10 protein-coding genes (1 of these 10 only partly in view) are annotated in these 12,978 nt (G+C 63.5%); 6 read left to right on the forward strand and 4 right to left on the reverse strand.

Annotated elements, in window-relative coordinates:
• A protein-coding gene (locus tag M728_RS14405) for a LysR family transcriptional regulator (RefSeq protein ID WP_026619971.1) crosses the window boundary here: on the reverse strand, positions 1-672 show its 5' portion. 273 nt of this gene lie to the left of the window's left edge; the window shows 672 of its 945 coding nt (coding positions 1-672); it begins with the start codon at positions 670-672; its stop codon lies beyond the left edge, outside the window.
• Positions 673-912: 240 nt separating this feature from the next.
• Here M728_RS14405 and M728_RS14410 point away from each other — a divergent pair, with 240 nt between their 5' ends.
• From M728_RS14410 to M728_RS14435, 6 genes are read left to right on the forward strand one after another with little or no spacing between them, the layout of a single operon-like run.
• The gene (locus tag M728_RS14410; protein WP_026619972.1) at positions 913-2,118 is read left to right on the forward strand and encodes an ABC transporter substrate-binding protein; all 1,206 of its coding nucleotides are present in this window, start codon (positions 913-915) and stop codon (positions 2,116-2,118) included.
• 13 nt (positions 2,119-2,131) lie between these two features.
• The gene (locus M728_RS14415) at positions 2,132-2,914 is read left to right on the forward strand and encodes an ABC transporter ATP-binding protein (RefSeq protein ID WP_026619973.1); all 783 of its coding nucleotides are present in this window, start codon (positions 2,132-2,134) and stop codon (positions 2,912-2,914) included.
• A 1-nt stretch (position 2,915) separates the two neighbouring features.
• Entirely contained in the window at positions 2,916-3,617 is a 702-nt protein-coding gene (locus M728_RS14420) for an ABC transporter ATP-binding protein (RefSeq protein WP_026619974.1), read from the forward strand.
• Positions 3,618-3,620: 3 nt separating this feature from the next.
• Positions 3,621-4,508, forward strand: a complete 888-nt coding sequence (locus tag M728_RS14425; protein WP_026619975.1) for a branched-chain amino acid ABC transporter permease — start codon at positions 3,621-3,623, stop codon at positions 4,506-4,508.
• Positions 4,501-5,502: a branched-chain amino acid ABC transporter permease gene (locus M728_RS14430; protein ID WP_026619976.1), complete on the forward strand. Its 1,002-nt coding sequence runs from the start codon at positions 4,501-4,503 to the stop codon at positions 5,500-5,502. Before M728_RS14425 ends, M728_RS14430 begins: the two co-directional genes overlap by 8 nt.
• A gap of 50 nt (positions 5,503-5,552) precedes the next feature.
• A complete protein-coding gene (locus tag M728_RS14435; protein ID WP_026619977.1) occupies positions 5,553-7,148 on the forward strand; it encodes a GMC family oxidoreductase in 1,596 nt (531 codons plus the stop codon).
• Between the two features lie 42 nt (positions 7,149-7,190).
• Here M728_RS14435 and metH read toward each other — a convergent pair whose 3' ends face one another.
• The 3 genes from metH to M728_RS14450 all read right to left on the reverse strand — a co-directional run bounded on the left by metH (position 7,191) and on the right by M728_RS14450 (position 12,902).
• Positions 7,191-10,961 carry a methionine synthase gene (gene metH, locus M728_RS14440; protein WP_026619978.1) on the reverse strand — a complete coding sequence of 1,257 codons (3,771 nt, stop codon included), beginning with the start codon at positions 10,959-10,961 and terminating at the stop codon, positions 7,191-7,193.
• A 271-nt stretch (positions 10,962-11,232) separates the two neighbouring features.
• On the reverse strand, positions 11,233-12,390 hold the full coding sequence (gene pmi, locus M728_RS14445) for a mannose-6-phosphate isomerase Pmi (RefSeq protein ID WP_026619979.1): 1,158 nt from the start codon (positions 12,388-12,390) through the stop codon (positions 11,233-11,235).
• A 17-nt stretch (positions 12,391-12,407) separates the two neighbouring features.
• Positions 12,408-12,902, reverse strand: a complete 495-nt coding sequence (locus tag M728_RS14450; protein ID WP_026619980.1) for a heme-degrading domain-containing protein — start codon at positions 12,900-12,902, stop codon at positions 12,408-12,410.
• Positions 12,903-12,978 lie beyond the last annotated feature (76 nt).

Here is a 12,978-nt window from a genome sequence, read left to right on the forward strand (position 1 = left end):
GATGCTTGAACTCTGAAAGTGGGCGCGCAGACCCGGTTGGATCTCGCCGAGATAGTCGAGCCCAGGCGTGAAGATCATGTCCTCGATATAGCCGACGAAGCGGTGGGAGGTGAGATCGTGCCGCGTGCGGATCAGCGGGTGCTCCGCGAGATAGCTGCGCGCGCCGTAGACATGCAGCGTATAGGGCGTCAGCACCTCTGAATGGTAGGGCCCCGCCTTCGGGGCGGCCAGCGCCACGGCGATGTCCGCCTCTTTCCGCGACAGCGACATGATCTGCTGGATCGCCACGAGTTCGAGCGAGATGTTCGGGTAGCGGCCGGCGAAATCGGCGAGTCGGTCCGCCAGGAAAAAATTGCCGAAGCCTTCGAGCGTGCTCAGCCGCACGACGCCGCGCTGCGCAGTCATGCCATGGCTGACGTCGAGCTGAAGCTGCTCCGTCTCCCGCTCCATCCGCTCGGCAGTCTCGACGAAGCGCTGGCCCATGGTGGTCAGAACGTAACCGCGCGGGTTGCGCTCGAAGAGCTTGACCTTGAGCGCGAATTCCAGCCGGTCGATACGACGAGAAACCGTCGCATGGCTCGTCCTCAGCCGCCGGGCGGCGGTCGAGAGCTGGCCCGTTCTTGCCACCGCAAGGAAGAACTGCAGGTCGTCCCAAGTGAAGTTCGGATTCATATTCCCACCTCTCTGTTCAAAAACGAACAGACGCTGTTTGGAATTTACGGTTCATCCGGCTTGCATCCAAGCAGAATTTTCGGGATTGTAGGCGTCAAGGCCGACATTTGAGGAGTATGTCTGGCCAAATTTGAACAGAGCGGCACGGAAACTGCCGACGCCTCGAAAGGGCGCGGCCGAGCCCTATCTATTTGCGCACGATGGTCCGCGTCGCCCTGCATTATCCTGGGAGGAGAACAGATGCACAGGAAACTGATCGCCACGCTCGCAATGGTGCTCGCCAGCAGCACCGCCGCTTTTGCCGACGCATCCGACGGCAAGGTCAAGATCGGCATCTTGAACGACCAATCGGGCGTCTATGCCGATTTCGGCGGCAAATCATCTTACGAGGCGGCACTGATGGCGGTCGAGGACTTCGGCGGCAAGGTGCTTGGCGTCCCGGTCGAGGTGGTGACGGCCGACCACCAGAACAAGCCCGACATCGCCTCCAACATCGCCCGGCAATGGTACGACACGGAGCAGGTCGACAGTATCATGGAACTCACCACGTCCTCCGTGGCGCTCGCCGTCCAGGCGATCTCGAAGGAGAAGAAGAAGATCGACATCGTCACTGGAGCGGCGACGACGGAGCTCACCGGCAAGCAATGCAGCCCCTATGGCTTTCACTGGGCCTATGACACCCATTCGCTCGCAGTCGGCACCGGCGGCGCGCTCGTCAAGCAGGGCGGCGACAGCTGGTTCTTCCTGACCGCGGACTACGCCTTCGGCTATTCGCTCGAAGAAAACACCGCCAACTACGTCAAGGAAAACGGCGGCACGGTCGCCGGCGCCGTTCGCCATCCGCTGGCGACGACCGACTTCTCTTCGTTCCTGCTGCAGGCGCAATCTTCCGGCGCCAAGGTGATCGGCCTTGCGAACGCCGGCCTCGACACCTCGAACGCGATCAAGCAGGCGGCGGAATTCGGCATCGTCCAGGGCGGCCAACGCCTGGCGGCCCTGCTCTTCACGCTCGCCGAGGTCCACGGCCTCGGGCTCGAAGCGGCACAGGGGCTGACGCTCACGGAAGGCTTCTACTGGAACCGCAACGAAGAAACCGCGAAGTTCGGCAAGCGCTTCATGGAGCGCACCGGCAAGATGCCGAACATGACGCATGCCGGCACCTATTCGGCCGTGCTGCAATATCTGAAGGCGATCGAGAAGGCCGGCAGCGACGATGCCGACGCGGTCGCCAAGGAACTGCATGCCCTGCCGGTCAACGATGTTTTCGCTCAAAACGGTACCGTCGCGCCGAACGGGCGGATGATCCACGACATGTACCTGCTCGAGGTCAAGAAGCCGGAAGAGAGCAAAGAGCCTTGGGATTATTTCAAGGTTCTCGCGACCATTCCCGGCAAGGATGCCTTCATGGATCCGGCCAAGAGCGGCTGCGAACTCGTGAAGTCCTGATCGGCTGCGAGCGATGACCGTCGCCATGCCTCAAGAGAATGGAGCGCCGCGGGTGGTTCTCTCTGCCCGCGGCCTCCGCCGCGATTTCGGCGGCTTCACCGCCGTCAAGGACGTCGACCTCGACGTTCACCATGCCCGCGTGCATGCGCTGATCGGTCCGAACGGGGCCGGCAAGACGACCGTCTTCAACCTGCTCACCAAATTCCTGCCGCCGACCCGCGGCACGATCACGTTCTTGGGCGAGGACATCACCAAGATGGCGCCGGACAAGGTCGCCCGCATGGGTCTCGTCCGCTCATTCCAGATCTCGGCGGTGTTTCCGCATCTCTCGGTGCTCGACAATGTCCGCGTCGCGTTGCAGCGGCCGAACCGCCTGGCGATCCAGTTCTGGAGGCCGCTTTCCGCCCTCGATAGGCTCAATGCCAAGGCCGACCAATTGATCCGCTCGGTCGGCCTCGAGAAGGAGCGCAACGCGGTCGCGGCGGACCTCTCCTACGGCCGTAAGCGCGTGCTCGAGATCGCCACTACACTGGCGCTCGATCCGAAGGTGCTGCTGCTCGACGAGCCGATGGCGGGCATGGGCCACGAGGATGTCGGCATGGTCGCGGAGATCATCCGCGAGGTGGCGCGCGAGCGCGCGGTGCTGATGGTCGAGCACAATCTTTCCGTCGTCGAGACGCTCTGCCACCACGTCACCGTGCTGCAGCGCGGCGAGATTCTGGCCGAAGGCGACTACGCCAGCGTCGCGGAGGATCCGCGCGTTCGCACAGCCTATATGGGCACGGAGGAGGCCTGACATGAAGCCGCTGCTCAAGGTCTCCGGGCTTCATGCCTGGTACGGCGAAAGCCATGTTCTTCACGGCGTCGACATGACCGTTGGCGAGGGGGAGATGGTGACGCTGCTCGGCCGCAACGGCGTCGGCAAGACGACGACGCTGCGCGCCATCATGGGGATCGTGCGCAAGCGCAAAGGCGAGATCAGTTTCGCCGGCGAGGACCTGATCCGCGTGGCCGTTCACCGCGTCGCCCACCGGGGCTTAGGCTTCGTCCCCGAAGAGCGCGGCATCTTCTCGACGCTCTCGGTCTATGAGAACCTTTTGCTGCCGCCGGCGGTCGCGCGCGGCGGCATGACGATCGACGAGATCTTCGAGCTCTTTCCCAATCTCCACGAACGCCGCAACAGCCAGGGAACCAAGCTTTCGGGCGGCGAACAGCAGATGCTGGCGATCGCCCGCATCCTGCGCACCGGTGTCAGGATGATGCTGCTCGACGAGCCGACGGAAGGGCTTGCGCCTGTCATCGTCCAGCGCATCGGCGACGTCCTCAAGAAACTCAAGGAGCGCGGCATGACCGTTCTTCTCGTGGAGCAGAACTTCCGTTTCGCGAGCAAGGTGGCCGACCGCTTCTATCTCATGGACCATGGCAAGGTCGCCGGCGAGTTCCCGGTATCGGAACTTTCGGCACGCATGGACATGCTGCATGACGTGCTCGGGGTCTAAGCCATGACGATGATCTTCGGAATTCCGCTCCAGGCCCTCCTCGGACAGCTCCTGATCGGGCTCATCAACGGCTCCTTCTACGCGCTTCTGAGCCTTGGCCTCGCCATCATCTTCGGCCTCTTGCGCGTCATCAACTTCGCCCATGGCGCGCAATACATGCTCGGCGCCTTCATCGCTTGGCTGCTTCTGTCGCATCTCGGCATCGGCTACTGGCCCGCGCTCGTCCTTGCGCCTCTCATTGTCGGTCTCATCGGCGCGGCGATCGAGCGCACCATGCTCAGGCGGCTTTATTCGCTCGACCCGCTTTACGGCCTGCTCTTCACCTTCGGCCTTGCGCTCACCGTCGAGGGCACGTTCCGTTATCTCTACGGTGCGTCGGGGCAACCCTATGCGACGCCGGCGCTGCTGACGGGCGGCGCCAATCTTGGCTTCATGTTCCTGCCCATCTACCGCGGCTGGGCGATCGCCTTCTCGCTCTTCATCTGCCTCGGCACCTGGCTCGTGATCGAGAAGACCAAGCTCGGCGCCTATCTCCGCGCCGCGACGGAGAATCCGGTGCTGGTGCAATCCTTCGGCATCAACGTGCCCTTCCTGCTGACGCTCACCTATGGCCTCGGCGCGGCACTTGCGGCACTCGCCGGCGTGCTTGCCGCCCCGATCTACCAGGTCTCGCCGCTGATGGGATCGAACATCATCATCGTCGTCTTCGCGGTGGTCGTCGTCGGCGGCATGGGCTCGATCATGGGCGCGATCGTCACCGGCTATCTGTTGGGTGTCGCCGAGGGCCTGACCAAGGTCTTCTATCCGGAGGCCTCCAACATCGTGATCTTCGTGATCATGGCCATCGTTCTCCTCATACGGCCGGCAGGCCTCTTCGGCCGGGATGCTTGACATGACTCTGACACTCGAACTTGAGAAGCAGAAGGAACGAACGCCCCTCGTCGTCCAGACGGTGTTTCTCGGCATAGGCCTCGCTGTCCTGCTGCTCGCCCCCCTGTTCTTCTACCCCGTCTTCCTGATGAAGCTTTTGTGTTTCGCGCTCTTTGCCTGCGCCTTCAATCTGCTGCTCGGCTATACGGGGCTTCTCTCCTTCGGCCATGCCGCCTTCTTCGGCGGCGCGGCCTACTTCACCGCGCATGCCGTCAAGGAATGGGGTCTGCCGCCCGAGCTCGGCATTCTCGCCGGCGTCGTCGGCGCCGCGTTCCTGGGCGCGATCATCGGCTTCTTCGCCATCCGCCGCCAGGGCATCTATTTCGCGATGATCACGCTCGCGCTCGCGCAGATGTTCTATTTCTTCTGCCTGCAGGCCGAGTTCACCCGTGGCGAGGACGGCATCCAATCGGTGCCCCGCGGCCATCTCTTCGGCGTGCTCGACCTCTCGCAGTCGACGAACATGTATTACTTCGTGCTCGCGGTCTTCGTCATCGGCATCGCAATCATCTGGCGGATCATCAATTCGCCCTTCGGCATGATCCTGAAATCGATCCGCGAAAACGAGACGCGCGCGATCTCGCTCGGCTATTCGGTCAGGAACTACAAGCTCGCCGCCTTCGTCATGTCGGCGGCGCTCACCGGCCTTGCCGGCGGCCTGAAGGCACTCGTCTTCCAGTTCGCGACGCTGACGGACGTCGGCTGGCAGATGTCCGGCGAGGTCATCCTGATGACGCTTCTCGGCGGCATCGGAACGCTGATCGGGCCGCTCTTCGGCGCCGCGCTCGTCGTCACCCTGCAGAACTATCTGGCGACGTCCGAATTTCCGGTGACGATCATCACCGGCGTCGTCTTCATGGTCTGCGTGCTTCTGTTCCGTCGCGGCATCGTCGGCGAGTTCTACAACTCCCGCCTCGGCCGCAAGCTAGGCTTCGAGCACCGCCACTCGCACTGACCGAACATCGGTCCGCGGCATGAACGCGGACCCCTATATCAGAGAAAGCCATGGACACGTTCGACTACATCATCGTCGGAGCGGGTAGCGCCGGCTGCGTGCTCGCCAACCGCCTGTCGGAAAATCCGGATCGCCGCGTGCTGCTGCTCGAGGCCGGAGGCAGCGACAACTATCACTGGATCCACATTCCGGTCGGCTATCTCTACTGCATCAACAATCCCCGCACCGACTGGTGCTTCACCACCGCAGCGGAAGAAGGCCTGAACGGCCGCTCGCTCGGCTATCCGCGCGGAAAGGTGCTTGGCGGCTGCTCTTCGATCAACGGCATGATCTACATGCGCGGCCAGGCGCGCGACTACGACCACTGGCGCCAGCTCGGCTGTACCGGCTGGAGCTGGGAGGAGGTGCTGCCGCTTTTCAAGAAATCCGAAGACCACTATCGCGGCGCCGACGAGATGCATGGCGCCGGCGGCGAATGGCGGGTCGAGAAGGCGCGCGTCCGCTGGGCGGTGCTCGACGCCTTCCAGAAGGCGGCAGCCGAAGCCGGCATCCCCGAGACCGACGATTTCAACCGCGGCAGCAATGAAGGCTCCGGCTATTTCGACGTCAACCAGCGCTCCGGCATCCGCTGGAACACCGCGAAAGCCTTCCTGAAGCCCGCCAGACATCGGCGCAACCTCACGATCGTGACGAAGGCGCATGTGCGCAGATTGATCCTCGAAGAGGGGCGCGTCGCAGGCGTCGAGTTTCAGCACGACGGCGTCGCCAAGCGCGTGCGCGCCCGCCGCGAGACGGTGCTTTCGGCCGGTGCGATTGGCTCGCCGCACATTCTCGAACTTTCGGGCATCGGCCGGCCGGAAATCCTCAAGGAAAACGGCATCGAAGTGCAACATGAACTGCCCGGCGTCGGCGAAAACCTGCAGGACCACCTGCAACTGCGCCTCGTCTACAAGGTCACCGGCGTGCCGACGCTCAACGAGAAGGCCAGTTCGTTCCTGGGCAAGGCAGCGATCGGGCTTGAATATCTCGCCCGCCGCTCCGGCCCTATGGCCATGGCGCCAAGTCAGCTCGGCATCTTCACCCGCTCCGGCCCGGAAAAGGAGACGCCGGACCTGGAGTATCATGTCCAGCCGGTCTCGCTCGAAAAATTCGGCGAACCCGTGCACCCCTTCCCGGCGATCACCGCCAGCGTCTGCAATCTGAGGCCCGAAAGCCGCGGATCCGTGCATCTGAAAGGCCCGGATTTCGCCACCGCCCCCGACATTCGCCCGCGTTATCTCACGACCGAAGCCGACCGCGACGTGGCGGTGAAGGCGATCCGGCTCACACGCCGCATCGTCTCGCAACCCTCCTTCGCCCGCTACGATCCCGTCGAGTTCAAGCCGGGGCCGGGCTATGAGACCGATGAGGAACTGAAGCGCGCGGCGGGCGACATCGGCACGACGATCTTCCACCCCGTCGGCACTTGTCGGATGGGCGAAGGTCCAGAGAGCGTCGTCGATCCCGAGCTGCGCCTGCGCGGCCTCGAAGGGCTGCGGATCGCCGATGCCTCGATCATGCCGACGATCACCTCCGGCAACACCAATTCACCGACGATCATGATCGCCGAAAAGGCGGCGCAGATGATCCTCAAGGCGAGCCGGTGACCACTCAGCAGACGAACTTCGCTGCCTCGCCGAAAGCGCCTGCTACTCCGCCGCTTCCGCCTCCGGGATCGGGGTATAGTTGAGGATCGGCGAGAGCCAGCGCTCGACCTCGCGCACTTCCATGCGCTTGCGCTCCGCATAATCCTCCACCTGGTCCCGCTCGATCTTGGCGACTCCAAAATAATAGGCGTCCGGATGGCCGATATAGAGGCCGGAGACGGAGGAACCGGGCCACATCGCGTAGGTTTCGGTGAGCTTGACGCCGATTGCCGCCTCGGCGTCGAGAAGCCGGAACAGCGTTTCCTTCTCCGTGTGATCCGGCTGTGCCGGATAGCCGGGCGCCGGGCGGATGCCCTGATAGGGCTCGGCGATCAGTTCCTGCGGCGTGAAACTTTCCTCCGGCGCATAGGCCCAGAGCTCCTTGCGCACATATTCGTGCATGCGCTCTGCAAAGGCCTCGGCGAAGCGGTCGGCAAGCGCCTTGACCATGATCGAGGAATAGTCGTCATTGGCGCGCTCGAAACGCTCGGCGATCGCCACCTCCTCGATACCCGCCGTGACGACGAAACCGCCGACATAGTCCTGCCTGCCGCTGTCGGCCGGTGCCACGAAATCGGCGAGCGCGACGTTCGGCCGCCCATCGCGTTTCGTCAATTGCTGGCGAAGCGTGAAGAAGGTGGCGAGTTCCCGATCGCGCGCCTCATCGGTGAAGAGGCGGATGTCATCGCCGACGCTGCCGGCCGGCCAAAAGCCAACCACGGCCTTCGGCGCAAACCACTTTTCCGCAACGATCTTGTCGACCATCGCCTGGGCGTCGTCGAAGAGCTGACGGGCGGCGGCGCCCTGGTGCTCGTCATCGAAAATGCGCGGATAGACGCCCTTCAGCTCCCAGGTCTGGAAGAAAGGCGTCCAATCGATGTAGCGCGCGAGCTCCGCGAGATCCCAGTCCTCGAAGACGCGCGTGCCGAGGAAGGAGGGCGTCTTCGGCCGATGGGCGTCCCAGTCGATCCTGTGGGCGTTCGCCCGCGCCTGGGAGAGCGGCAGGCGGCGCTTCTCCGCCTCGTTGCGCGCATGCGCATCGGCGACCTTGAGATATTCGGCGCGAACGGTCTCCTTATAGGCGTCTCGCGCCTCCGGCGACATGAGGCTCGATACGACACCGACGGCGCGGCTGGCATCCGTGACATAGACGGTCTGGCCGAGACTGTAGCGCGGATTGATCTTCACCGCCGTGTGGACGCGGCTGGTCGTCGCGCCGCCGATCAGGAGCGGGATGTGGAAGCCTTCCCGCTCGAGCTCGGACGCGACGTGCACCATCTCGTCGAGCGACGGCGTAATGAGACCGGAGAGCCCGATGATGTCGACCTTCTGCTCCCTGGCCACATCCAGGATCTTTGCCGAAGGCACCATGACGCCGAGATCGATGATCTCGTAATTGTTGCAGGCAAGCACGACGCCGACGATGTTCTTGCCGATGTCGTGCACGTCGCCCTTGACGGTCGCCATCAGGATCTTGCCAGCGCTCTCGCGCGCTTCGCCGCCGCCATTTGCGCGCTTCTCCGCCTCCATATAAGGCAGCAGCACCGCGACCGCCTGCTTCATCACCCGCGCCGATTTGACGACCTGCGGCAGGAACATCCTGCCCGAGCCGAAGAGATCGCCGACGACGTTCATGCCTGCCATCAGCGGCCCTTCGATGACATGCAGCGGCCGCTCGGCGGCAAGCCGCGCTTCCTCGGTGTCCGCCTCTATGAATTCGGTGATGCCGTTGACGAGCGCGTGCTCGAGCCGCTTTTCGACCGGCCATTCACGCCAGGCGAGGTCCTTCTCCCTGCCCTGCGCGCCGCCCTGCCCACGATAGCGCTCGGCGATTTCCAAGAGGCGCTCGGTCGCATCCTGACGACGGTTGAGCACCACATCCTCGCAGGCCTCGCGCAGCTCCGGGTCGATCGCGTCATAGACGGCGAGCTGCCCGGCATTGACGATGCCCATGTCCATGCCGGCATGGATCGCGTGATAGAGGAAGACCGCGTGCATCGCCTCGCGCACCGGCTCGTTGCCGCGGAAGGAGAAGGAAAGGTTCGACACGCCGCCCGAGACATGCACATCAGGCAGCGCCGCGATGATCTCGCGGCTGGCTTCGATGAAATCGACGCCGTAATTGTTGTGCTCCTCGATACCCGTGGCGACGGCGAAGATGTTCGGGTCGAAGATGATGTCCTCGGGCGGGAAGCCCACCTCTTCCGTCAGCAGCCGATAGGCGCGCTTGCAGATCTCCACCTTGCGAAGCTTGCTGTCGGCCTGCCCCTTCTCGTCGAAGGCCATGACGACGACGGCGGCGCCATAGGAGCGCACGAGCCGCGCGTGATGGAGGAACGCCTCCTCGCCCTCCTTGAGCGAGATGGAATTCACCAGCGCCTTGCCCTGGACGCATTTGAGTCCGGCCTCGATCACTTCCCATTTGGAGGAATCGATCATCACCGGAACGCGGGCGATGTCCGGCTCGGAGGCGACGAGATTCAGGAAATCAACCATCGCCTGCTTCGAGTCGATCAGGCCCTCGTCCATGTTGACGTCGATGACCTGAGCGCCGTTCGCGACCTGGTCACGCGCCACATCGAGAGCGGCGGCATAGTCGCCGGTGGTGATCAGCTTGCGGAACTTGGCCGAGCCGGTGACGTTGGTGCGTTCGCCGACATTGAGGAAAGGAATCTCGTCGGTGAACGTGAAAGGCTCGAGACCGGAAAGCCGCATGCGCCGCTCGATCTCGGGGGCCTGGCGTGGCGGATATTTGGCGACGGCTTCGGCGATGGCGCGAATATGAGCCGGCGTCGAGCCGCAGCAGCCGCCTACGATGTTGACGAGGCCGTCGCGCGCGAAGCCCTCGATCTGCGCCGCCATCGCGTCCGGGCTTTCGTCGTAGCGGCCGAATTCGTTCGGCAGGCCGGCATTCGGATAGGCGCAGACAAGCGTGTCGGCGACCGAGGAAAGCTCGTCGATATGGGCGCGCATCGCATTGGCGCCGAGGGCGCAATTGAGCCCGATGGTGAATGGCTCCGCGTGACGCACCGAATACCAGAAGGCGGTCGGCGTCTGGCCGGAGAGCGTGCGGCCGGAGAGGTCGGTGATCGTGCCGGAGATCATCACCGGCAGGCGGATGCCCTTCTCGGCAAAGACTTCCTGCGTGGCGAAGATCGCCGCCTTGGCGTTCAAGGTGTCGAAGATCGTTTCGATCAGGATGATGTCGGCGCCGCCGTCGATCAGCCCGCGCACCTGTTCGGCATAGGCGAGCCGCAGATCGTCGAAGGTGACGGCGCGGTAGCCGGGATTGTTGACGTCCGGAGAGATCGAGGCGGTGCGGTTGGTAGGCCCGAGCGCGCCGGCCACGAAACGCCGCCTTCCATCCTCGGCCTCGGCGCGCTTCGCTGCCCGACGCGCCAGCCGCGCGCCGTCGCGGTTGAGCTCGTAGATCATGTCTTCCATGCCGTAATCGGCCTGGGCGATCCGCGTCGAGGAGAAGGTGTTGGTTTCGAGGATATCGGCGCCAGTGATGGCATAGCTGTAGTGGATGTCCTCGATCGCCTTCGGCTGCGTCAGCGTAAGCAGATCGTTGTTGCCTTGTTGATGGCAGGCGCAGCCGCCGAAGCGCTCACCGCGGAAATGATCCTCGGCGAAACCGAGCTGCTGGATCTCGGTTCCCATGGCGCCATCCATGATCAGGATGCGTTCGGCTGCCGCTTGCCTCAAGGCGCGGAAGACTTCCGATCCATCGGGTCTCGGCGCGACATCTCCGAACAGGGAAGCGGCGGACATGGAAAATCTCCCGTTCTGAAAACGACATCTATCCGTTGATTTACTCACATAAAGATATCTTTATGTCAACATACGCGCCAATCACAATTTACCTCTGGGGCAAGAAAAAGCCCGCCGTGGGTGCGGCGGGCCTTGTGAAACTAGTCTGGCTACACGATTGGGCGAGATTCCTGAAGATTTCCCCCTTATCCCGCCTGCCGGCCACCTTCTCCCGCAAGCGAGGCGAAGAGACAAAGGGGGTGACGGGCAAGATGCCTGCACACCCGTGTTCTCACATCCGCTTCAGGCAATCCTCCAACTCATAGATCGCGCAGAGGATGTGATAGAGGCTGCTCGCAGGCGCGGGCTCGTCGATGAAGCTGCCGTCGGCCTTCTGTTTGTCGCGCCAGAGGCCGCGAACCGGCGTTTCTAGGAAGCGCTGGAGCGCCGCGGCGGCGCGCGATGCGGAAGCAAGATAGCGCTGCCGCTCCTCTCCATCGGTCAGGGCCGCGAAGCGGATCGCCGCCTTCAGCCACTCCGTCTGAGGCCAGAGGCGCGCCACCGGATCGGCAACGGAGAAATCGTCGAGCAGCGTCATCACCGCCACGTCGCGCTCCGGGGAGATGCCGTGCGCCTCGCCGATGTCGAAAAGCCGACGCGCCTTGCCGATCGCTTCAAAATTGCCGCGCCGTTCCGCCCAGCGGAGCAACAGCCACGCCCATTCGAACTGATGGCCCGGTTCGACGATACGGCCCTTCCCGCCGGGAAAAGGCGCCCAATCGTGATCGAAGAATTCGCGCACCGCGCCGCTTTCGGCATCGATGAAGCGCTCCATCGCCAGATGCGCGATCTCGTCGGCGAGATTGGTCCAGGCGACCCGCTCGAATCCCTCGACCTCCTCGCTCGCAAGGCACGCTTCGAAGAGATGCATGTGCGGATTGGAGCCGAGCGGCAAGCGTGGCGGATTGTCCTCTTCGAAGCCGGCGAGCGGATGCTTGCGGTGAGCCTCGAGCTTGCGCCTGAGATCATCGCTGCGCCCAATCATCTCGGCCTTGCGCTCGGGAAGAACCTCGGCCAGATAGGCAAAGGCAAGGAGCGCGAAGGCCTGGTTATAGAGGTCGAAGGAGGGATCGATGATCTGGCCGTCGGCATCGGCGAGAGCCCCGTAGAAGCCGTTCGGCTGCCGATAGACGCGATCGAAATAGAGAAGTCCGCCTTCGGCGACCGTCCGCCAGTCTCCGCTCCAGCCGCGCCGACCTGCTTCCGCGAAACAATAGACCTGTCGCGGCTGCACGCGCGAGCGGCGATTTGCCCGTGTCGCCTCTCCCTTCATGTCGATCGTCTCGACGAAGCCGCCGCTCTCCGGATCGAAACCCTTTTGCCGCCAGAGCGGCAGGGCCGCATCGGCGAGCCAGCCGGCGAGCTCGCGTGCCTGCAGATCGATATTCATGCCCTGTCTGCTTTCCATCAATTCTCGAGCTTCAGCGCATCGTGATCGGCGCCGAGGACCTCGGCGAGCGCTTCGACGACGAGGTTGTGGTCGTCGCGCTGCGGCAATCCGGAAACGCTGACGGCGCCGATGCAGCCTGTCCCCTTCACGACGATCGGGAAGCTGCCGCCATGGGCGGCAAATTCGGCGTCCGGCAGGCCGAGCTTCGCCTGCAGGTTCGTCTGCTGGCGTGCGAGATTGAGGCCTGTCGCGTAGCTGCTCCTGAACAGGCGGAAGACCGTATTGCGCTTGCGCCGCACCCAGTTCGGATTGTCCGGGGTCGCGCCATCGAGCGCCGCATAGAAGACCTGCATGGAGAAAAGCGTGATGTCGATGACGACGCCGAGCTTGCGCTCGGCGGCCATGCGCCGAAGCGTCGAGCCGAGCTTCCAGGCCATGTCGAGATCGAACTGCTCGAACTGCAATTGCTGCTCCTGCAGCGCGATCCGTCGCAGATCATTGTCGATATTCATGATGCCTCCGCTTGTGGTGATCGAATCGGACGAATGAGACGCGGCGGCGGAAAATTCCCCGGCTCTGGCTATTCTT

The organism is Ensifer sp. WSM1721 (assembly GCF_000513895.2).
In the GTDB taxonomy this organism is placed as follows: Bacteria; Pseudomonadota; Alphaproteobacteria; order Rhizobiales; family Rhizobiaceae; genus Sinorhizobium.

What these genes read in the sequence shown, in the direction of transcription:
- pmi (WP_026619979.1), bottom strand. Translation starts at nt 12,390, where the DNA reads ATGAATATCGATCTGCAGGCACGCGAGCTCGCCGGCTGGCTCGCCGAT.
- M728_RS14415 (WP_026619973.1), top strand. Translation starts at nt 2,132, where the DNA reads ATGACCGTCGCCATGCCTCAAGAGAATGGAGCGCCGCGGGTGGTTCTC.
- M728_RS14435 (WP_026619977.1), top strand. Translation starts at nt 5,553, where the DNA reads ATGGACACGTTCGACTACATCATCGTCGGAGCGGGTAGCGCCGGCTGC.
- M728_RS14430 (WP_026619976.1), top strand. Translation starts at nt 4,501, where the DNA reads ATGCTTGACATGACTCTGACACTCGAACTTGAGAAGCAGAAGGAACGA.
- M728_RS14450 (WP_026619980.1), bottom strand. Translation starts at nt 12,902, where the DNA reads ATGAATATCGACAATGATCTGCGACGGATCGCGCTGCAGGAGCAGCAA.
- M728_RS14420 (WP_026619974.1), top strand. Translation starts at nt 2,916, where the DNA reads ATGAAGCCGCTGCTCAAGGTCTCCGGGCTTCATGCCTGGTACGGCGAA.
- metH (WP_026619978.1), bottom strand. Translation starts at nt 10,961, where the DNA reads ATGTCCGCCGCTTCCCTGTTCGGAGATGTCGCGCCGAGACCCGATGGA.
- M728_RS14425 (WP_026619975.1), top strand. Translation starts at nt 3,621, where the DNA reads ATGACGATGATCTTCGGAATTCCGCTCCAGGCCCTCCTCGGACAGCTC.
- M728_RS14410 (WP_026619972.1), top strand. Translation starts at nt 913, where the DNA reads ATGCACAGGAAACTGATCGCCACGCTCGCAATGGTGCTCGCCAGCAGC.